Source organism: Streptomyces sp. NPDC050164 (assembly GCF_044459945.1).
GTDB classification, from domain to species: Bacteria; Actinomycetota; Actinomycetes; order Streptomycetales; family Streptomycetaceae; genus Streptomyces; species Streptomyces coeruleorubidus_A.
In genome coordinates, this window is record NZ_JBITJK010000006.1 from 148,236 (window position 1) to 169,312 (window position 21,077).

Below are 21,077 nucleotides of genomic sequence, written 5' to 3' on the forward strand. Positions count from 1 at the left end.
AACAGCCGATGTCAGACAGCTCCCCCCTGCCGCCGGTGCGGCTGCACCCCGAAGCGGAGCTGGCGCGCGACGCGCTGTCCACGCCGTTGCTGTCCCGGGCCGCCCGGCTGGCCCGCTGGGCCGGGCCGCAGATCCGGGTCGACGCCGGGGGCGGGCTCGTCGACGAGCAGTTGCCCGCGGCCGCCGAGGTGCTCGGACTGAGCGGGGACGACGCCGCCGCCGACGCCAGTGAGGCATGGCGGGTGGCCGTGGACACCGGGCTCGTCGAGATCGTCGACGAGGAGGAGGGCACCGTCACGGCGGGCGACGACCTGGCGCTGCTCACCGGCGGTTCGCCGCAGGACGTGCTCGCGGTGTGGCTCGCGGCCCTGGAGACGGTGCTCGCCGACGCGAGCGTGCCCGACCTGGACGGGCTCGTGGCCGAGGACGGCGAGGTCGACCTCTCCGGCCTCGACTGGGACCCGGAGGCCGAGGCCGAGTTCCTCGACGGCGTGCTCGGCAACCTCTACCTGCTGACCGCCGGCGAGGACACGCCCGCCGCTGCTCCGGTGCCGCTGCCCGCACTGGCCGCCTCGGTGATCGTGCCCAGCGACATGGGCGAGCCGACCAACGACGTCCTGGAGCAGGTGTCCGACGCGATGATGCGGCTGGACGACCAGTTCCGGATGCTGGAGCCGGTGGGGCTCGTGGCGTACCAGCCCGTGGACGAGGCGCTCATGGCCGAGGCCGACGAGGAGCCCGCGGCGCCCGTCGACGACACCGACGTCTCCCGGTACGGCATGGTCCGGCTCACCCCGCTCGGGCTCTACGGCCTGCGTGCCCGGCTGCTGGAGGCCGGGTTCGAGGCGCCGGCCGTCGGGGACCTCGCGGACAAGGGGGCCGACGCGCTGCTCGACGGCACGGCCGCGTTCCCGCCGGGTGCGGCGCAGGCCGAGACCGAGCAGTGGCTGGAGCGTCGGGAATCGCTCGACGCGGCACGGGAGTTGCTGGCGGCGGCGCGGGGTGCGGATGCCGGGGCGCCGCTACGGCGGTTGCGGTGTCAGCAGGCGCTGTCCCTGGTGGGTGCCGCGGCCGAGCCGGCGCTGCGGGAAGTCCTCGACGATGCCGAGTTGGGCGGTCTCGCCCGGGTTTGGCTCACCGAGCATGGTGCGGCGGATGTGCCTGTGCCGTCGGAAGCGATGGTGTACTGGCTGACCATCGACACGGTGGCCGCGCAGCTGGCCGCGGAGGGCAATTCCGAGGAGTTGCGGGCGCTGGTTGAGGGGCTTGCCCGGCAGAACGGTGGTTTTTTCGAGGCTGTGTGGCGGGTTGATCACCCCGCTACGGCCGATGTGCTGGAGGCGATGGGGCGGTTGCATCCGGACAAGAAGGTTGCGAAGGAAGCGCGGAAGGCGGCCTTTAAGGCGCGGTCGCAGCAGGGTGGTTGATCCCGTCTCGCGGGTGCGGGTTTGCTGTGGCTGGTCGCGCCCACGTGGCGGAGCCGCATAGGGAGACAGTCCCGCGCCCCTTGGGGCGCAGTTCAACCGGCGTTCATGCGTGAGCGGGACTGTGTCTGTGAACGAGGTCCGCCACCCTCCACGGCATACCCACCGTCACAGGAGACACCCATGTCGCTCACCCGCAGGGACTTCGCCAGAACCTCCGCGATCACCGGTGCCGGTGTCGCGCTGGCGGGCAGCGTCGGCGCCCTCGCCACCGCGCCGAACGCCCTCGCGTCCTACGACACCGACAATGCGGAGGGCGCGGCAGACGCCCGGCACCCAGTCGGCTACGGGCCCCTCGTCCCCGACCCCAAGGGGATCCTCGCCCTGCCCGCCGGGTTCACGTACCGGATCATCACCTACAGCGGCAAGACGAAGCTGGAGTCCGGTGAGTTCACGCCGTCCAACCACGACGGCACCGCCACCTTCGACGGTCCCCGCGGCACCACCCTGCTCGTCAACAACCACGAGCTGAAGGGCCCGCGCGCCAACTGGAAGTACCCGGTGCCGCTCACCGAGGGCCTCGTCTACGACCCGGCCGCGGCCGGTGGCTGCACGGTCGTCGAGATACGCCCCGACGGACGGGTCGCGGAGTGGGTCGGCATCGCGGGCACCTCCACCAACTGCGCCGGCGGCAGCACGCCGTGGGGCACCTGGCTCACCTGCGAGGAGAACTCCGACAGGGCCGGCGTCAACGGCATGACCAAGGACCACGGTTATGTGTTCGAGGTCGACCCGAGCGACCGGCGCGCCAACCGGAGCCCCAAGCCGCTGAAGTTCTTCGGCCGTTACGACCACGAGGCCGTCGTCATCGACCCCAAGCGCGGCCACGCCTACCTCACCGAGGACGACGACGAGCCCAACGGCCTCTTCTACCGCTGGACCCCGCCCAAGGGCTTCGCGTACGGGCCCGGCAAGTTCCGAGAGCTCGCCGACGACGCCGGCGTGCTGCAGGCACCCAAGTGCTACGACTCCGGCGGCCGGTTCGTCGACGACCTGTCCCGGGCCACGAAGACCGGCACCGTCTACGGCGTCGACTGGGTGGACGTACCCGACCGCGACGCCCGTACCACGCCCGTGCGCAAGCAGTTCGATGACGGGGAGGTCACCCGCGCCCGCAAGCTGGAGGGCATGTGGTGGGGCGACGGCGGCGCCTACATCGTCTCCTCGTACGCCCGCGAGGAGAGCCCCGTCCAGCACGACGGCCAGGTCTGGTTCTACGACCCCAAGCGCCGGACGCTGACGTTGAAGGTCCTGCTCGGTGTGAACCCCGACCCGTCCAAGGACGGCGCGTTCGACGGCCCCGACAACATCACCGTCTCCCCGTACGGCGGCATCGTCCTGGCCGAGGACGGCGAGGGCGTCTCGCATCTCTTCGGCGCCACCGAGAGCGGCCGCACGTACCCGATCGCCCGCAACGACCTGAACGTCGGCACCGAAGAGGAGCCGGAGTACAGCGAGTTCGCCGGTGTCACCTTCTCGCCCGACGGCAAGACCCTTTACGCCAACATCCAGGACCCGGGCATCCTGCTCGCCATCACCGGCCCCTGGAAGCGGTAGAAGCGGTAATTAATTCGCTCGCAGGTCCCGTACTGCGCCTCCTACAGTGAGATCACAACGTCACGCACCTCCCGGTGCGATGGCAGCGGCTACTTCTCTTCCAAAGAATCCGACGCCGCCGCCGACTTGATCTCGGGAGGCGCAGCATGGGGTGGGTGCCCGGTGCGCAGGCAACGGTTACTTCATTTGATCGGAATGTTGCGGGTTCGAGTCCCGTCAGCGACTTCGGGTCGCTGTAGCTCAATCGGCAGAGCATCCGGATAAGTCCGTCGCCGACTTCTGTTCTCGGGCGCCCACCTTTCTCATGCGCGCTTCCCTCGAAAACCTGTAAAGAATTCGGGGGAATTCATCATGGCGCGATTCAACAGCAAGGCGGCGCGGGCGCGTCCCGTCTCCCGTGTGACCTCCACCGGGCGTGTGCTGCGCACCTACGAGGGCGGCCGTGGCCGTGAGCACGACGCCCGCTCGGAGCTCTTTCTGCTCGCGGTGTCGAACTTCGTGTCGCAGCAGACCTTCTACGAGGCCGGCGCCGACCGCGACGACCGCTTCGCGAAGCTCGTGCGCGAACTCGCCGTCACCGACCCGGTCTGGACGGCCGGCCTGCTCGGCTGGCTGCGCGGCGAGGGCAACCTGCGCACGGCCTCGATCGTCGGCGCCGCCGAGTACGTCAAGGTCCGCCTGGACGCGGGCGCGACCGACGGCCCGTCCAACCGGCAGGTCGTGGACTCCGTGCTCCAGCGGCCCGACGAGCCCGGCGAACTGCTCGCCTACTGGACCGCGACCTACGGCCGCAACGTGCCCAAGCCGGTCAAGCGCGGCATCGCCGACGCCGTGCGCCGTCTCTACCACGGCAAGGCGCTGCTGAAGTACGACACCGCCTCCAAGGGCTACCGCTTCGGCGACATCCTCAACCTCGTGCACGCCGCGCCGGACCCGGACAAGCCCTGGCAGGGCGAGCTGTTCCGGTACACCCTCGACCGGCGGCACCACCCCGACACCGCGGTGCCGCCCGCGTCGGACCGTGTCCTCACCGCGCACCGCGAGCTGATGGCGCTGCCGGTGGCCAAGCGGCGCGCGGTCGTGACCGCCGAGGGCGGTGCCGAGCGGCTGGCCGCGGCCGGGATGACGTGGGAGACGCTGGCGGGCTGGCTCCAGGGGCCGATGGACAAGGCGGCCTGGGAGGCCGTGATCCCGTCCATGGGCACCATGGCGCTCGTGCGCAACCTGCGGAACTTCGACGAGGCCGGGGTGTCCGACGAGGTGGCCGAGCGGGTCGCCGCGCGGATCAGCGACCCGGCGGAGGTCGCGCGCTCGCGGCAGTTCCCCTTCCGGTACCTCGCCGCGTACCAGCACGCGCCGTCGTTGCGCTGGTCGTACGCGCTGGAGCGGGCGCTCGGCCACTCGCTGGCCAACGTGCCCGCGCTGCCCGGCCGGACGCTGGTGCTCGTGGACCGCTCGGGCTCGATGTTCTGGTCGCGGCTGTCCGACCGCTCCGAGCTCAACCGGGCCGACGCCGCCGCGATCTTCGGCACGGCGCTCGCGCTGCGGGCGGAGCGCGCGGACCTGGTCGAGTTCGGCTCGACGAGCGACCGGGTGAAGTTCCGCAAGGGCGAGTCGGTGCTGAAGATCCTGGACCGCTTCGGCGACCTGGGCGGCACCGACACCACCGAGGCGGTGCGCCGGCACTACCGGAAGCACGACCGGGTGCTGATCGTCACCGACGAGCAGTACACGCACCACCACCGGGGCGACCCGACCGAGCAGGTCCCGGCCGGCGTGCCGGTCTACACCTGGAACCTCGCCGGATACCGGGCGGGCCACGGCCCGTCGGGCACCGGGAATCGGCACACCTTCGGTGGCCTGTCGGACGCGGCTTTCCGGATGGTTCCGCTGATCGAGGCGTCCCGGGACGCCGACTGGCCCTGGGTGGCCTGAGAGACCGTGGCCCGCACCGCGAGGGGAGTGCGGGCCACGAGCTTGTCGCTGACCCTTGTCCGCGCCTGGTACTGACATCTAACATTTCAGTTCATGGAAGCCATCCGGCCCGTGCCCCGGACCCTGCTCAGGGACCGTGCGTACGCGGCGATCCGGGACGCCATCGTGGCCGGGGAGATCGAACCCGGGGCGGTGGTGCGGGACGCCGAGCTCGCGGAGCGGCTGGGGTTGTCCCGGGCGCCGGTGCGGGAGGCGTTCTCCCGGCTCGTGGACGAGGGGCTGCTGGAGAGCAAGCCGCAGAGCTACACCCGGGTGACCCCGCTCGTGGCCTCCGACGTCCGGGACGCCGCCGCCGTGGTCGGCGCCATGCACGAGCTCGTGACGCGGGTCGCCGTGCCCCGGCTGAGTGCCGCGGACATCGAGGCGATGCGCGCCGCCAACCAGCGGTTCGCCGCCGCCGTCGGCACCGCAGACGTGGACGGGGCGCTGCGTGCCGACGACGCGCTGCACGAGGTCCTCGTCCGGGTGAGCGGCAACCGCGCGGCCGCCGCGACCGTCGCCCGCTACACCCCGCTCATCCGCCGCCTGGAGCGACGACGCTTCGGCGAGGGCGGCAGCTGCCGTTCGGCCGGGCTGCACGAGAGGCTGATCGAGGCCTGCGCGGCCGGTGACGCGGCCGAGGCGGTCCGCGTCACGGCGGAGATCTGGCGGGGGCTCGAAGAGCTCGCCGACTGAGACCGATCCCCATCCCGACCCCGGGAGGACCCATGTCCCTTTCCCCGTCCCCGTCTCCTTCCCCGTCCCTTTCCTCGTACGAGCGCTACCCCCTGCTCTTCGGGCCCTCGCCCGTCCACCCCCTGGAGCGGCTGACCGCGCACCTCGGCGGCGCCGCCCTCTGGGCCAAGCGCGAGGACTGCAACTCCGGTGTCGCCTACGGCGGGAACAAGACCCGCAAGCTGGAGTACCTGGTCGCCGACGCGCTCGCGAAGGGCTGCGACACGCTCGTGTCGATCGGTGGGGTGCAGTCCAACCACACCCGCCAGGTCGCGGCGGTCGCCGCCCGGGCCGGGCTCAAGTGCGTGCTCGTACAGGAGAGTTGGGTGGACTGGCCGGACGCCGTGTACGACAAGGTCGGCAACATCCTGCTCAGCCGCCTCGCCGGGGCCGACGTACGGCTGGTGAAGGCCGGGTTCGGGATCGGGTTCAAGGAGAGCTGGGAGCAGGCGCTCAGGGAGGTCGAGGCGGCGGGCGGCAAGCCGTACGCCATTCCGGCCGGGGCCTCCGACCATCCGCTCGGCGGCCTCGGTTTCGCCGGATGGGCGTACGAGGTCGCCGAGCAGGAGCGTGAGCTGGGCGTCTTCTTCGACACCGTGGTCGTGTGCTCGGTGACCGGCTCCACCCAGGCCGGCATGGTCGCCGGGTTCGCCGCGCTGGAGGAGGCGGGCGGGCGGCCCCGGCGCGTGCTCGGCATCGACGCCTCGGCGAAACCCGTCGCGACCCGTGGCCAGATCGCCCGGATCGCGCACAACACCGGGCAGCTCATCGGCCTCAAGCGCGAGTTGACCGAGTCCGACGTCGAACTCGACGAGCGGTACCACGCGGGCACGTACGGCATGCCCGACGAGACCACCCTGGCGGCGATGCGGCTCGCGGCCCGGACGGAGGGGATGGTCACCGACCCCGTGTACGAGGGGAAGTCCATGGCCGGTCTGATCGACCTGGTCGCGCGGGGCGAGATCGGCCGCGACTCCACGGTCCTCTACGCCCACCTGGGCGGACAGCCGGCGCTGAACGCGTACAGCGCGCTGTTCTGACAAGGCCTCTGGCCGCGTCCGGCCCGGCCGCGCTTGGGAATCAACCGGCCGACCCGCGGGTTGGAAGCGGTTACCCCAGCTCTCGGAGGAGCCCTCATGCCCGATGAACCAGCCGTACGAGAACTCCGCCTGGTCGTGACGGCGGACGACTACGACGCCGCGCTGCACTTCTACCGGGACGTACTCGGCCTGGCCGAGCGGGGCGCGTTCGCCTCGGAGGACGGGCGGGTCACGATCCTGGAGGCCGGGCGGGCCACCCTGGAGCTGACCGACCCGAACCACGCCGCCTTCATCGACGAGGTCGAGGTGGGGCGGCGGGTGGCCGGGCACGTCCGGGTCGCCTTCCAGGTGGACGACTCCGTCGCCATCACCGCGAAGCTGGCCGCCGCCGGAGCCGAGGTGGTCGCCGAGCCCACGCGCACCCCCTGGAACTCCCTGAACTCCCGGCTCGAAGCCCCGGGCGCCCTGCAGCTGACGCTCTTCACCGAGCTCGACGGCTGAGGCGCCCGCGCGGCCGCCCCTGCCGGGCGGGGGCCGGAGCCGGATAAAGTGCTCAGCGTGTGGACCGACAATCAGCGGGCGGAGCCGGGTGCCGAGCGGCCCGGCGGTGCCCGGCGCCGGGCCACGATCCACGACGTCGCACGCCTGGCCGGGGTGTCACGGCAGACGGTCTCCCGGGCGGTCAACGACAAGGGCGAGATCGACCCGGCCACCAAGGAGCGGGTCCTGGAGGCGGCCCGGCTCCTGGACTACCGGCCCAGCCGGTTCGCGCGCGGACTCGTCCAGAAGGGGGCGGTGACGGCGGGTCTGGTCATCCCGGACCTGCGCAACCCGTTCTTTCCCGAGGTGGCCGCCGGGGTGCTGGAGGCGGCCGAGCAGCGCGGCTGGCAGGTGGTCGTGTGGGACTCCCGGATCGACGAGGCCAGGGAACGGCAGGCGCTCGACGTGCTGTCCCACCAGGCGGACGCGGTCGTGGGCTACTTCAAGGACCCGGACGACGCCCTCACCCGGCACCTCGGAGGCGTGCCGCTGGTGCTGCTGGAGCGCGGTCCGCAGCAGACCCGGTTCGCGGCCGTGGGCATCGACGCCGCCACGGGAGTCGAGCAGGGCATGAACCACCTGTTCCGCGCGGGGCACCGCAGGATCGGCATGCTGGACGGCGTGCACGGCCCCGGCCCCCGCAGGCTGGCGTTCCTGGAGCAGGTGCGGCGGCTGGGACTGCCGGTCGACGAGGACTGGGTCGTGGTGTGCCCCGAGCACAGCGTGGCCGGTGGCGAGGCCGGCATGGAACAACTCCTTGCGGCGAGGCCCGAGATCACCGCGGTCTTCGGCTTCAACGACCTGATCGCGGTCGGGGCGATGCGCACCGCCCGCCGCCATGGCCGGAGCGTCCCGGACGATTTGGCGGTGCTGGGCTTCGACGGTCTCTCCCTGGGCGAGCTGGTCGACCCCGCCCTGACCACCCTGCACATCGACAAGCGGCAGCTGGGACGGCTGGCCGTGGAGCAGGTGGCCCGGCTGCGCGCGGGTGAGGAGCCGCTGCGCGGCGCGGACGCGTGGGTGGTGCCCGAGCTGGTGGTCCGCGCCTCCGCCTGACCTGCCCGGGCGTGGGCCCGGCAGACCGTTCCGTGCAGCTCCCTTGACACCGGTTTTCGGGCGCCCCGATACTCGACGGCAACGCTCACGTGAACGTTCACGAACCCACAGAACCCCCCATCGCGAGACCGTCGGCCCGACCACCACGCGCCCGCCGACATCGTTGTCTTCACTTCCCTCACCGGGGAAGCCTCCCCCCACCCCCGTGAAAAAACGGGCCCGCGGCAGCGCTGTGCCCGGCCGCGGCACGCCCGGAAAGCGAGTGCGCGCCCATGGAACACCGAACGATGTCCCGCAGACGCTTTCTGGGGGCCTCCCTGGGCGGTGCGGGGGCGGGCCTGCTCGGACTGACCGGATGCGGGTCCGCTGAGGGATCGGCCTCCGCCGGAACCGACCACCTCAGCCTCTGGTACTGGAAGGCCTCGCTCAGCGACAAGCTGCTCGCCACCGCCAGGCGCGGCGTACCCGGCGTGCCGGGGCTGAAGGTGCGGGGCTCGCAGATACCCGACGGCGACATCGACTCCAAGGTGCGCACCAGCCTCGCCGCGCGCGCCTACGTGCCGGACGTGACGGTCGTGAACAACGACAACCTCGCCACGTTCTTCCCCGACGAGAACGAGTTCCTCGACCTGCGGGAGCTCGGCGCACAGTCCGTCCGCGACCAGTACCTCGAATGGAAGTGGAAGGCCTGCTTCACCCCGACGGGCAGGATGATCGGCTTCCCCCTGGACGCCGGGCCCACCGCGCTCTACTACCGCAGGGACCTCTTCCGGGAGGCCGGACTGGCCCACGAACCGGAGGACGTCGCCGAGGAGATCCCCACCTGGGAGAAGTTCATCGCCGTCGGGCGGACCCTGCGGGCGAAGGGGCCCGGCAAGCCGTACCTGGTGAGCAACATCGGCAACGTCTTCCAGCAGGTCCTGCTGCAGAGCCCCAGGCAGTTCGTGGACGCCGACAACCGCTTCATCGGCGACCAGGAGCACATCCGGCGTGCCTGGGACCTGTCCGTGGACATCCTCCGCCAGGGACTCAGCGCCAGGATCACGGACGGCACCCCCGACTTCAACGCGGCCATGAGCGGCGGCCGGATCGCCACGATGACCACGGCGGTGTGGGCCATCAACGGCCTGAAGGACACCGCCCCGAAGACCTCCGGGTCCTGGCGGCTGACCACCATGCCGGACGGCCCCGCCAACTACGGCGGCTCGTACATGACGCTGACCCGCTACTGCCGGGACCCCGAGGCGGGCTTCGCCTTCCTGAAGTGGCTGCTCAGCCCGGCGAACCAGCTCGAGAGCTACCAGGAGATGGCCCTGTTCCCCACCACTCCGGCCGCCTACACCGACCCGGCGATGCACAAGCCCGACCCCTTCTTCGGCGGTCAGCAGCCCATCGACGTCTTCGGACCGGCCGCCCAGAAGGCCCCCGTCGTCTACTTCAGCCCCTACGAGGAGTCCGCCAACACCCCGTTCTTCCAGGAGCTGACCAATGTGGAAATGCTCGGCAAGAACCCCGACCGGGCCTGGCGGGACGCCGTGAACACCGCCGAGACCACGCTGTCCCGGGTGGGGGTGAGCTGACATGGCGACCGTCCTCGACCCGGCCGACGCGCCGGCGGCGAACGAGAAGCAGCCAGCCGGCCGTACGAAACCCACCACCCCGGGCGGCCGCAGGCGCCACTTCCCGCCCCTGCTCGCCATCTCCCCGTTCTACGTGCTGTTCGCCGTCTTCGGCGCCTTCCCGATCGTCTTCTCCGTCTACCTGTCCTTCCAGGACTGGGACGGCATCGGCGACATGCGCTACGTCGGGCTCAAGCAGTACGGATGGCTGCTCCAGGACTCGGTGTTCTGGCACTCGGTGCTCAACACCTTCGAGATCTGGTTCCTGTCCACGGTGCCGATGCTGTTCCTGGCTCTGGTGCTGGCGTTCCTGCTGCACTCGCAGGTCCGCTTCGCCGGTGCCTACCGGGTGGCGTACTTCGTCCCCAACGTCACCTCGATGGTCGCCATGACCGTCGTCTTCGGCTCGGTCTTCGCCCAGGCGGGACTCGCCAACTCGGTGCTGCGGGCGATCGGGCTGGACGGGGTCGGCTGGCTGTCCTCGGAGTGGGGCATCAAGTCGTCCGTCTCCATCATGATCATCTGGCGGTGGGTCGGCTACAACGCGCTGATCTTCCTGGCGGGTCTCCAAGCCATCCCCACCGAGCACTTCGAGGCCGCCCGCGTCGACGGCGCGAACAGCAGGCAGACCCTCTTCCGGGTCGTACTGCCGCAACTGCGGCCTGTGGTGCTCTTCGCCGCCGTCACCTCCACCATCAACGGCCTGCAGATCTTCACCGAGTCCCAGGTGCTCTTCCAGTCGTCCGACGTCGGAACCACGGGCGGGCCGGGCCAGGAAGGGATGACCATCGTGCTCTATCTGTGGCAGAAGGCATTCAAGGAGCACCAGTTCGGCTACGGCGCCGCCATGGGCTGGGTTCTCTTCGCGATCATCGCCGTCCTCACCATCATCAACTGGCGTCTGGTCGCCGGCTCGGACGACGACCGCCGGCCCGGCATCGCCGGTCTGCTGCGCCGCAAGGGGGCACGCCGTGGCCGCTGAACAGAGGTCGACCGGGAGCGCGGGCCTGGCCGTCGGCTCCGGCAGCAGGCTCAGCCGCACTTGCGTCCGGGCGGTGCTGCTGCTCGGTGTGCTGGTCTCGCTGTTCCCCTTCTACTGGCTGGTGGTGCTGGCCTCCGGCACCACGCAGGACATCTACCGCTACCCGCCCAAGCTGGTGCCGGGGCCGCATCTGCTGGACAACATGGGGCGGGTGCTCGACACCGTCGACTTCTTCGGCTCGCTGTTCAACACCGTCGTCGTCGCCGTGCTCGGGACTGTGCTGGTGCTGTTCTTCGACTCGCTGGCCGCGTTCGCCTTCGCCAAGTACGAGTTCCCGGCGAAGAGGTTCCTCTTCGGCATGCTGCTGGTGACGTACATGATCCCCGCGCAGCTCTCCCTGGTGCCGCAGTTCGTGACCATGGCCGAGTTCGGCTGGGCGGGCTCCCTGAAGGCACTGATCATTCCCGGCGTTGCGAACGCCTTCGGCATCTTCTGGATGCGCCAGTACGCCCAGAACTCGCTGCCGGACGAACTGCTGGACGCCGGGCGGATCGACGGCGCAGGCTTCTTCCGCCTCTACTGGACGGTCGCCCTGCCGCTGTTCCGGCCGGCCCTCGCCTTCCTCGGCATCTTCACGTTCATCGGCCTCTGGAACGACTACATCTGGCCCCTGGTCGTCATGATCGACCCCGACAAGGTCACCCTCCAGGTCGCCCTGGCGAATCTCAACATCCTCTACAACACCGACTATTCGCTGGTGATGGCCGGTGCGCTGATGAGCGTCATCCCGCTGATCGTCGTGTTCCTGGTCGGGGCGCGGCACTTCCTGCGGGATCTGGCGGCGGGGGCGATGAAGATGTGAGGTGACGATCACGCCGATGTGCAGCGCCGGGTGCAAGGACAAGCCGTCGTACGACTGGGACGGCAACCTCATGTGGGGCGGCTCCGTCGACATCGACCCGCACGAGGAGTCCGGGACCACGACCGTCCAGTGGGACGGCAAGGTGCCGAACTCGGCCGGAGTGAAGGACAGCGACCTCTCACAGGAGCTGGCCTTCGCCCCGTACGCGACCTTCTCCACCAGCGTTCCGGAGACCTTCCCCACCGACGACAGCCAGGGCCTCATCGGCAACCCGGTCTACGCCCGCTGTGACAAGGTGTACTCGCCTTCCGGCTGTGTGTTCCGCGACTACATGCCCGGCTACGTCTTCAACACCGCCAAGACGCCGGCGGCCGCCGCGCACGCCTGGCTGATCAACACCAAGATCCGCAAGGGCGCGCCGCTGAACTACCTTCCGGACCGCAGGGGTTCGACCGGAACGCACGGCGAGCGCAACCGCTACAACCGCGACCCGGACGACAACCGCAAGGTGATCTGTCCCGACGGCTGGGCCGCCAAGCACGGCAACCCGAACGCCACGCCGGTCACCGACATCAGCGCCTCGGACAGGGCGAGCTGCGACGAGTTCGCCTTCGCCTCCACCTACAACAGCGGCGGCATGCCCAAGGGCGCCGAGGGCACCAACCCGGTGCGCTCCGGCGACGAGTGCGTGCAGACCTTCGCCACCAAGCTGTCCAACGGCACGTGGAAGCTGTACGACGAGGACCGTCAGGCGGCCCCGACCTGGAAGGAGGTCTGCGGCCGGTCGGCGATGTCCGGGTGGATCAACTCCACCTCCATGAGCCGCTTCTCCTCGTTCTCCAGCAAGCTGCGCCTGCTCGACCAGGATCTGTACTTTGTCAGGACGCCCGGCTTCGAGAAGTGCAATGCGAGCACGGCGACCGTGAAGTGCGACATCAGGTAGTGCCTTGGCGGAACGTCTCGCCGGGGTAGCGGTGGGGTGTCGGCGGGGGGCGGCGTACGGTGCCGTCCCCCGCCACGCAGGAAAGAGGGGAAATGAACGACGGAGTAGCGTGGCTGGCCCGCGAGGACCTCACCTGGCTGGGGTACTGCGTCACCCTGGCCCGGGGCGTGGAGCCCGAGGAGCTTGTGCGGCGCCTCGCCGGCGACGAGCCTCCCGTGGAGCTCGGCGACCACAGCGCCGATGAGCTGGTCGGCTTCCTGGCTCGGCGCGACCGGGACCGCGGCCGGGACGACAGTGTCGCGGTGCGCTACGGCACGAGCGCGGATGTCCTATGCCGTGGCGTACGGGGAGTGGCCCGGGTGCATGGGGCCCGGCTACGTCGATGGCCTGTCCGGGCAGGGCGATCACGTGTTCCAGCTCCACCACGAGACGCAGAACCCGAAGCTGCCGCCGCCGGAGTTCAGCTACTTCCGTGACGGGGTCCACGTGTGCGGCTTCCAGATGTACATGCACACCTGGTCGCACGAGATCACCGGTACTCGCCCGGAGCTGCTCAGCGCTGCGGTGCGGGCCGCGGGCATCCCGGACGAGGACGACAGGGCCGCGGCCCACGCCAAGTCCCTCGCCGTCGTGGAGGAGACGTTCCGCCTGACGCTCCCTCGCGAGCAGGTGCTGCACCAGGCCGTCCGCGCAGCTCTGATCAAGGGGCAGTCGCCGGCGTGACGTGCCGGCGTTCTCGGCTCCGACTCCGAATTAAGGTACGGAGAGGGTTCCCCGGTTCGTGAGGAGTGGCTGCATGGCGCAGGTCAGGCCCATGCGGGCGGACGCTCGGCGTAACTACGAGCGGTTGCTGAAGGTGGCCGCGGAGGCCTTCGCCGAGCACGGGGAAGGCGCGTCGCTCGACGACATCGCCAAGCGGGCCGGGGTCGGCTCCGGCACGCTGTACCGGCATTTCCCTACCCGGCACGCGCTGCTGGAAGCCGCCTACCTCGACCGTATCGAGGCGATCGCGGCCCGGGCCGACGAACTCGCGGCGGAACTGCCGCCGGGTGAGGCGCTGGTGGAGTGGCTGTACGAACTCGGTGCCGGGATGATCCAGATGCGAGGCCTGCGGGCCCTGCTGGGGCCGGCCGTCACACAGAGCGACTCGACCGTGGCCACGGCCTGCGGCGACGCGGTGAAGAGCGCGGCGGTGCGCCTGGTCCGGGCAGCACAGGAAGCGGGCACGCTCCGGCGGGACGTCGAGCCGATCGACATACTGCGGCTGGCGCACGGGGTGGCGACGGCGGCGGAGCTGGCGGACGGGGAGGGCGGGCACATCCGGCGCTATCTGGCGCTGCTGACGGAGGGCCTGCGGCCGCGTGGTGGGTGAGGGGCGGCGGGGTCACGGGGGTGGTGTGGCGGCCTCTTCGCGGGCACGCGTGCGGTTGGTGTGGAGGGCCTGCGGCTTCGCGGTCGTGGCGCGGCGGACGCCTGGGCTGGCTGCGGGCCTCGCGGTCATGGCTGCTGACGTGGGCGTGGAGGCTCGTGGTCTGGCCGCTGTGGTGGCGGGCATGGCGGGCATGGCGGGCCCCGGCCACGCCGGTCGAGTCAGAGGGCGTTGTGAGCTGGGCCGTCCCGCGTCGTCGTCGGCGGGGCAGGACGCCTCGGGTGCCCCCGGCTGCCCGGGGCGTGGGGACGGGACTGGGCCGGGGGCGTCGCTGAGGCGTCGTCTGTGTGTCGTTACAGGGACTGGGCCGCCGGCTTCACCATTCCCCTGACCGTGCGGGACTTCACGAAGTCGCCGATCGCCGTCATCTCCCACTCGCCGGAGAACTGGCGGATCAGCTTGGCCATCATCACGCCGGTCTGCGGCTCGGCGCTGGTGAGGTCGAAGCGGACCAGTTCCTCGCCGGTCGTGCCGTCCAGGAGGCGGCAGTAGGCCTTGGCGACCTCCGTGAACTTCTGGCCGGAGAAGGAGTTGACCGTGAAGACCAGGCCGGTGACCTCCTGCGGGAGACGGCCGAGGTCGACCGTGATCACCTCGTCGTCGCCGCCGCCCTCGCCCGTGAGGTTGTCTCCGGAGTGCCGGATCGCGCCGCCCACGATCTGGAGCTTGCCGAAGTAGCAGCTGTCGATGTGGTTGCGCTGCGGTCCGTAGGCGATGACCGAGGCGTCCAGGTCGATGTCCTTGCCGCGGTACGCCGGCTCCCAGCCGAGGCCCATCTTGACCTGGGAGAGCAGGGGGCGGCCGCCCTTGACGAGGGAGACGGTCTGGTTCTTCTGGAGGCTGACGCGGCCCTTGTCGAGGTTGATCTTCCCGGCGCCGGGGGCGGGCGGCGGAGGCGTGGCGGGAGCCGGGGGCGCCGCGGGCGTGGTGACGGGCGGGGCCGGCGCAGCCACCGGCGGCTGCGTCGGGGCCGGCGGCGGGGTCACCGGCTGCTGGGCCGGGGCGGCCGGCTCCTCCACCGAGACACCGAAGTCCGTGGCGATGCCCGCGAGGCCGTTGGCGTATCCCTGGCCGACGGCTCGGGCCTTCCACTGGCCGTTGCGCAGGTAGATCTCCACGATCACCAGGGCCGTCTCGTCACCGAGCTGCGGGGGCGTGAACGAGGCCAGGACGGAGCTGTCGTCCGCGTTGCGGATCGTGGCCGTCGGTTCGATGCCCCGGAAGGTCTGGCCCGCGGCGTCCGGGCTCGCCGTGACGACGATCTTCTCGATGCCGGGGGGCACGGCCGTCGTGTCGACCACGATCGCGTCGGGTGTGGTGCCGCCGCCCGAGCGGTAGGTCACGCCCGGGCCCGAAGGCTGGTTGTAGAAGATGAAGTCGTCGTCGGAGCGCACCTTGCCGTCGGCGGTGAGCAGCAGGCCCGATACGTCGAGCCGCACCGGGGCGGCGACGTCGACCGTCACGCGGGTGGCGGACAGGGGGATGTTCGAGCCGGGGGTCATAGCTGTCATGCCGGGTGAACGAGCGAGGCGGTTTTGCCGTTCCCTTACCTTGGGCCCATTCGGGTCAGCGGCGGTTGCGGGGGTGATCGCGGGCGGTGCGTTCGTTGCCGCGCTTGTAGTTTCCCGTCCAGCGGGCCATGACGAGCTGGGGGTCGGAGGTCTCGACCTCGGCGAGGAACTGCTCGGCCCGGGGGCCGTTCAGCGTGGTGGCGGGGCAGCCGTGGTGGGTGATGCGGACGGTGCCGCCCGCGTGCTGCTCATAGGCGAATCCGTGGGGTCGTGGCATGCCGCGAGCGTACGGGGGGCGGGGGCAGGCGCCCCAGCGACTTTCGCCTGCCCCCGCCCGCAGCGGTCCGTTCCCTACGGCACGACCACGATCTTGCGGCCGACCCCCGCCGCGAACTGCTCCAGCGCCTGCGGGTACCGCTCCAGCGGGATCCGGTCGCTGATGAAGATCTCGGGGTCGAGGACCCCGTTCGCGAACAACTCGGCCGCCCGCTCGAAGCTGTGCAGCACCGCCATCGAGCCGGTGATGGTGATCTCCTGGTTGTAGATGCGGTACGGGTCGATCGTCACGCGCGTCGCGTAGTCGGCCACGCCGAACTGCAGGAACGTGCCGGCCTTCGCCACCCGGTCCAGGCCGTCCTGGATCGCCGCCGCGTTGCCCGTGGCATCGACGACCAGGTCCCAGCCCTGCGGGCGGTCCAGTTCGTCCGGGCCCGCGGCCGACGCCGAGACGCCGAGGCGGCGGGCCGTCTCCAGGCGGGCCGGGTTCACGTCGACGACGTCCACGCTCGCCGCGCCCGTGCGCTTGGCCAGCTCCAGCATCATCAGGCCCATCGTGCCCGAGCCGTAGATCAGGACGTGCGCGCCGAGCCGGGAGCGGAGCACGTCGTAGCCGCGTACCGCGCAGGAGAGGGGCTCCACCAGGGCCGCGTCCTGCGTGCGGACGTGGCCGGGGAGCTTCACGCAGTTCGCCACGGGGGCGAGGGCGTACTTCGCGGCCCCTCCGGCCGTCGTCACGCCGATCGCCGCCCAGCGTTCGCAGAGGTTGTTGTGGCCGGTACGGCAGTAGCGGCACTCGTAGCAGTACAGGGACGGGTCGACCGCGACCCGGTCGCCCACCGACACCTCGGTGACCTGGGTGCCGACCCCGACCACCTCGCCCGCGAACTCGTGTCCGGGCACGATGGGCAACTCGGGGGCGAACTCGCCCTGGAGGATGTGCAGGTCCGTGCCGCACAGGCCGCAGGCCGCGACCTCGACGACGACCTGACGCGGGCCGGGCGTCGGGTCGGGGACCTCGGCGACGACGGCCTTGCCCACGGACTCGATGACGGCGGCCTTCATTTGACGGCTCCCAACGACAGGCCCTGGACCAGCTTGTCCTGGGCGGCGAACCCCGCGGCGAGCACCGGCAGGGAGATGACGAGCGACGCGGCGCACACCTTCGCCAGGAACAGGCCCTGGCTGGTGATGAAGCCGGTCAGGAAGACGGGGGCGGTCTCGGCGACCACGCCGGTCAGCACCCGTGCGAAGAGCAGTTCGTTCCAGCTGAAGATGAAGCAGATGAGTGCCGTCGCGGCGATGCCCGGGAGGGCGATCGGGGCCACGACCCGCGCGAGGACCGTCGGCAGCCGTGCCCCGTCCACCCGAGCCGCCTCGATCACCGCGACCGGGATCTCGGCGAGGAACGACTGCATCATCCACACCGCGATCGGAAGGTTCATGGAGGTGTAGAGGATGACCAGCAGCCAGATGTTGTCGAGCATCCCGGCGTTCTTGGCGAAGAGGTAGATAGGGAGCAGGCCCGCGACCGCCGGCAGCATCTTCGTGGAGAGGAAGAAGAACAGGACGTCCGTCCACTTGCGGACGCGGTTGATCGAGAGCGCGTACGCCGCCGGGAAGGCCAGCAGCAGGACCAGCAGGGTCGAGGCCACGGACGCGACCGTGGAGTTGATCAGCGCCGGCCAGGGGCTCGCGCCGCCGCCCGCGCCGAAGAACTCGCGGTAGCCGTCCAGGGGCAGGGCGGCGGCGAAGGACGGCGGGTTGGTCGCCGCGTCCTGCTCGGAGTGGAAGGACGTCAGCGCCATCCACGCGATGGGCAGGAAGAACGCGACGCCGAGCAGCCAGGCCAGCAGGCCCAGGCCCGCACCCTTGCCACGGACACGACGGACACGCAGGGCGTTCGTGCTCATGCGCGGGACACCTCCTCGCGGAACAGGGACGACACCACGCGCAGGGCGAAGGTCGCGATGACGATCGAGCCGATGACCACCAGGACGCCCGCGGCCGAGGCGAGGCCGTTCTCGTGGGCCTGGTAGAAGCTCTGGTAGACGGTGTAGGGGAGGTTGGCGGTGCCCAGGCCGCCGGACGTGATCGTGAAGACCGCGTCGAAGTTCTGGACGATGTAGATCGAGCCCAGCAGGGCGCCCAGTTCGAGGTAGCGGCGCAGATGGGGGAGCGTCAGGTGGACGAAGATCTGCCAGTCGCTCGCGCCGTCGACCCGGGCCGCCTCGATCTGCTCGTGGTCACGGCTCTGCAGGCCGGCCAGCAGGATCAGCATCATGAACGGCGTCCACTGCCAGACGAGCGACGCTTCGACCGCGAGCAGCGGGGTGTTGGAGATCCAGTCGGGCTGTGGGCCGCCCACATAGTGCAACAACCCGTTGAACAGGCCGTATTCGGGGTTGTAGAGCACGTGTTTCCAGAGGAGGGCCGCCGCGACCGGTACGACCAGGAAGGGTGCGATCAGCAGCGTCCGTACGATGCCCCGGCCGCGGAACCTCCGGTCCAGCAGCAGCGCCAGGACCAGTCCCAGCACCAGGCCGGCCAGGACCACCGCCACCGTCAGCAGGACGGTCGTCCACACCGACTGGCGCAGGTCCGGGTCGGTGAGGACCTCCTGGTAGTTGTCGAGGCCGGTGAACTGCCGGGCGTCGGGATAAAGGGAGTTCCAGTCGAAGAAGGAGATCACCAGCGTGGCCACGAAGGGCAGCTGGGTGACGACGATCATGAAGATCAGGGCGGGGAGCAGCGGGGCGCGGGTGGCCCAGGCGCGCAGGCGGGCGGAGGGCCGGCGGACCGGGGTCCGCGTCTCGGGAGCGGCCAGGGGGGCCGTTGTCGTGGCGGTCATCGTCCCTCGTACTCCTCGGAGATCTTCTCGGCGAGCGCTTGCGACTTCTTAAGGGCCGATTCGACGGACTGGCGTCCGGCGATGGCCGCGCTGATCTCCTGCGAGACCTTGGTGCCGAGGTCGGTGAACTCGGGGATGCCGACGAACTGGATGCCGGGCGCGGGCCGCGGCTGCACGCCGGGATCACCCGGCCGGGCTCCCTCGATGGCCTCCTTGGTCATCTCCTGGAAGGCGGCGGCCTCCTTGCGGTAGTCGGCGTTGGCGTACGTCGAGGCCCGTTTGCCGGCCGGGACGTTGGACCAGCCGATTTCGTCGCCGACCAGCTGCTCGTACTCCTTGCCGGACGCCCAGGAGACGAACTTCCAGGCGTCGTCGGAGTTGCGGGAGGCCTGCTGGATGCCCCAGGCCCAGGTGTAGAGCCAGCCGGAGGACTCGGTCTTCTCGACCGGTGCGGGGGCGTAGCCGACCTTGCCCTTGACCGGGGAGTTCGCCGCCTCCAGGGATCCGGCCGCGGAGGTGGCGTCGTACCACATGGCGACCTTGCCCTGGGTCATGTTGTTCAGGCACTCGGCGAATCCGGACTGGGCGGCGCCGGACTCGCCGTGCTCACGGACCAGGTCGACATAGAACTTCGTCGCCTTCTCGAAGGCGGGGGAGTCGAGCTGTGCCTTCCAGTTCTTGTCGAACCAGGTGCCGCCGAAGGTGTTCACGACGGTGGTCAGAGGGGCCATCACCTCGCCCCAGCCGGGCAGGCCGCGCAGGCAGATGCCCTTCATGCCCGGTTCGGCGCCGTCCGCCTTCGCCGCGAGGTCCGCCACCTGCTGCCAGGTGGGGTGGGCGGGCATCGTCAGGCCCTTCTTCTCGAACACGTCCTTGCGGTACATCAGGAACGAGGACTCGCCGTAGAAGGGCTGGCCGTAGAGCTTGCCGTCGTCCCCGGTGAGGGACTGGCGCATCGGCTTCAGGATGTCCTGCTCGTCGTAGCCCGGGTCCTTCGCGACGTAGCCGTTCATCTCGTGCAGCCAGCCGTTGCGGGCGTAGATCGGTATCTCGTAGTTGGACAGCGTGGCGACGTCGTACTGGCCGGCCTGGTTGGCGAAGTCCTGGCTGATCTTGTCGCGGACGTCGTTCTCGGGCAGGACGGTGAAGTTGACCTTGATGCCGGTCTCTTTGGTGAAGTGGGCGCGCGTGAGCTTCTGCAGCTCGACCATCTGGGGGTTGTTGACCATCAGGACGTTGATGGCGTCACCACCGGATCCGGCCCCGCCCGCCCCGACCCAGCAGCCGGAGAGCAGCGGGGCGAGCAGCGTCCCTGCGGCGGCCATGGCGAGCGTGGCTCGCGGTGGCCGTCGTCGGCTCTGGGTTCGCATGGATCGCTCCTGGATTTATGGGGAGATAAGGGGCATGGCAGGGCGTGGCTGAGCCCTGAGGGGGCGGGGGCCGGTGGGTCAGACGCGGATGACCTGTGGGCCGAGCAGTGAGTAGCGGTGGGCCTCGGCTGCCGGCAGCAGCGTGCTCGTCACGATCGTCTCCAGTGCGCCGACCTCGGCGAACCGGCAGAAGCTGACCGCTCCGAACTTGGTGTGCACGCCCGCGAAGACCGTGCGGCGGGCGGCCCGGATCGCCTGTGTCTTGACCTCGCTGACCGCCGGGTCGGGGGTGGTGAGGCCGTGTTCGCGGGAGATGCCGTTGGCGCCGATGAACGCCAGGTCGACGACGAATCCGGCCAGCATCTTCGTCGTCCAGTGGTCGACGGTGGCGAGGGTGCCGGAGCGGACCCGGCCGCCCAGCAGCAGGACGGACATGGTGTCGGCCTCGGCGAGCGCGCCGGCGACCGGCAGGGACGCGGTGACCACGGTCAGCGGCCGGTCCCGGGGGAGTGCCTCGGCGATGAGCTGCGGGGTGAAGCCCTCGTCGACGAAGACGGTCTCGGCGTCGCCGAGCAGCTCGGCGGCGGCGGTCGCGATCCGGCGCTTCTCGGGGACGTGGCTGGTGGCGCGGAAGGCGAGCGTCGTCTCGAAGCCGGCGCTCTCCACCGGGTAGGCGCCGCCATGGGTGCGGCGGAGCAGGCCGTGGTCCTCCAGGACACGCAGGTCCCGCCGTACGGTTTCCTTGGCCACGCCCAGTTCGACGGCGAGGGCGGTGACGTCGACCGAGCCGGCGCGCCGTGCGGCCAGCACGATCTCGCGCTGGCGTTCTTCCGCGGTTCTGTTCATGG

General features: G+C 70.5%; 20 protein-coding genes. 13 read left to right on the top strand and 7 right to left on the bottom strand.

The features are described 5' to 3' along the window. The first annotated feature begins 8 nt into the window (after window positions 1–8). The 13 genes from ACIBNA_RS12400 (at window position 9) to ACIBNA_RS12460 (ending at window position 14,164) form a co-directional block, all read left to right on the top strand. Entirely contained in the window at window positions 9–1,427 is a 1,419-nt protein-coding gene (locus tag ACIBNA_RS12400) for a hypothetical protein (protein WP_399165157.1), read from the top strand. A gap of 180 nt (window positions 1,428–1,607) precedes the next feature. Further along, complete coding sequence (locus ACIBNA_RS12405) at window positions 1,608–3,041, top strand: alkaline phosphatase PhoX (RefSeq protein WP_399165158.1); 1,434 nt, start codon at window positions 1,608–1,610, stop codon at window positions 3,039–3,041. Window positions 3,042–3,392: 351 nt separating this feature from the next. Further along, complete coding sequence (locus tag ACIBNA_RS12410) at window positions 3,393–4,976, top strand: TROVE domain-containing protein (RefSeq protein ID WP_399165159.1); 1,584 nt, start codon at window positions 3,393–3,395, stop codon at window positions 4,974–4,976. Window positions 4,977–5,069: 93 nt separating this feature from the next. Next, window positions 5,070–5,711: a GntR family transcriptional regulator gene (locus tag ACIBNA_RS12415; protein WP_399165160.1), complete on the top strand. Its 642-nt coding sequence runs from the start codon at window positions 5,070–5,072 to the stop codon at window positions 5,709–5,711. Between the two features lie 32 nt (window positions 5,712–5,743). Continuing rightward, entirely contained in the window at window positions 5,744–6,790 is a 1,047-nt protein-coding gene (locus ACIBNA_RS12420) for a 1-aminocyclopropane-1-carboxylate deaminase (RefSeq protein WP_399165161.1), read from the top strand. Window positions 6,791–6,886: 96 nt separating this feature from the next. Then, on the top strand, window positions 6,887–7,291 hold the full coding sequence (locus tag ACIBNA_RS12425) for a VOC family protein (RefSeq protein ID WP_399165162.1): 405 nt from the start codon (window positions 6,887–6,889) through the stop codon (window positions 7,289–7,291). A 57-nt stretch (window positions 7,292–7,348) separates the two neighbouring features. Continuing rightward, a complete protein-coding gene (locus tag ACIBNA_RS12430; RefSeq protein ID WP_399165163.1) occupies window positions 7,349–8,386 on the top strand; it encodes a LacI family DNA-binding transcriptional regulator in 1,038 nt (345 codons plus the stop codon). 287 nt (window positions 8,387–8,673) lie between these two features. Continuing rightward, window positions 8,674–9,966, top strand: coding sequence for an ABC transporter substrate-binding protein (locus tag ACIBNA_RS12435; protein WP_399165164.1), 1,293 nt, complete (start codon window positions 8,674–8,676; stop codon window positions 9,964–9,966). Between the two features lies 1 nt (window position 9,967). Then, window positions 9,968–10,987 (top strand): carbohydrate ABC transporter permease, encoded by a 1,020-nt coding sequence (locus ACIBNA_RS12440; RefSeq protein WP_399165165.1) that lies wholly within the window; start codon window positions 9,968–9,970, stop codon window positions 10,985–10,987. Beyond that, window positions 10,977–11,849 (top strand): carbohydrate ABC transporter permease, encoded by an 873-nt coding sequence (locus ACIBNA_RS12445; protein WP_399165166.1) that lies wholly within the window; start codon window positions 10,977–10,979, stop codon window positions 11,847–11,849. Before ACIBNA_RS12440 ends, ACIBNA_RS12445 begins: the two co-directional genes overlap by 11 nt. Window positions 11,850–11,865: 16 nt before the next feature. Further along, the gene (locus ACIBNA_RS12450; RefSeq protein WP_399165167.1) at window positions 11,866–12,792 is read left to right on the top strand and encodes a hypothetical protein; all 927 of its coding nucleotides are present in this window, start codon (window positions 11,866–11,868) and stop codon (window positions 12,790–12,792) included. A gap of 324 nt (window positions 12,793–13,116) precedes the next feature. Next, window positions 13,117–13,515 (top strand): hypothetical protein, encoded by a 399-nt coding sequence (locus ACIBNA_RS12455; RefSeq protein WP_399165168.1) that lies wholly within the window; start codon window positions 13,117–13,119, stop codon window positions 13,513–13,515. Between the two features lie 73 nt (window positions 13,516–13,588). Beyond that, a complete protein-coding gene (locus ACIBNA_RS12460) occupies window positions 13,589–14,164 on the top strand; it encodes a TetR/AcrR family transcriptional regulator (RefSeq protein ID WP_399165169.1) in 576 nt (191 codons plus the stop codon). A gap of 350 nt (window positions 14,165–14,514) precedes the next feature. Here ACIBNA_RS12460 and ACIBNA_RS12465 read toward each other — a convergent pair whose 3' ends face one another. From ACIBNA_RS12465 to ACIBNA_RS12495, 7 genes are all read right to left on the bottom strand, one after another. Further along, window positions 14,515–15,723, bottom strand: a complete 1,209-nt coding sequence (locus ACIBNA_RS12465; RefSeq protein WP_399165311.1) for a TerD family protein — start codon at window positions 15,721–15,723, stop codon at window positions 14,515–14,517. Window positions 15,724–15,787: 64 nt separating this feature from the next. Continuing rightward, entirely contained in the window at window positions 15,788–16,009 is a 222-nt protein-coding gene (locus tag ACIBNA_RS12470; RefSeq protein ID WP_399165170.1) for a hypothetical protein, read from the bottom strand. Window positions 16,010–16,083: 74 nt separating this feature from the next. After that, on the bottom strand, window positions 16,084–17,073 hold the full coding sequence (locus ACIBNA_RS12475; protein ID WP_399165171.1) for a zinc-dependent alcohol dehydrogenase family protein: 990 nt from the start codon (window positions 17,071–17,073) through the stop codon (window positions 16,084–16,086). Then, a complete protein-coding gene (locus tag ACIBNA_RS12480; protein ID WP_399165172.1) occupies window positions 17,070–17,921 on the bottom strand; it encodes a carbohydrate ABC transporter permease in 852 nt (283 codons plus the stop codon). The genes ACIBNA_RS12475 and ACIBNA_RS12480 overlap by 4 nt, the downstream gene beginning before the upstream one ends. Then, entirely contained in the window at window positions 17,918–18,859 is a 942-nt protein-coding gene (locus ACIBNA_RS12485) for a carbohydrate ABC transporter permease (protein ID WP_399165173.1), read from the bottom strand. The genes ACIBNA_RS12480 and ACIBNA_RS12485 overlap by 4 nt, the downstream gene beginning before the upstream one ends. After that, window positions 18,856–20,229, bottom strand: coding sequence for an ABC transporter substrate-binding protein (locus ACIBNA_RS12490; RefSeq protein ID WP_399165174.1), 1,374 nt, complete (start codon window positions 20,227–20,229; stop codon window positions 18,856–18,858). The genes ACIBNA_RS12485 and ACIBNA_RS12490 overlap by 4 nt, the downstream gene beginning before the upstream one ends. Before the next feature lie 78 nt (window positions 20,230–20,307). After that, a complete protein-coding gene (locus ACIBNA_RS12495) occupies window positions 20,308–21,075 on the bottom strand; it encodes a DeoR/GlpR family DNA-binding transcription regulator (protein ID WP_399165175.1) in 768 nt (255 codons plus the stop codon). Between the last annotated feature and the right edge of the window lie 2 nt (window positions 21,076–21,077).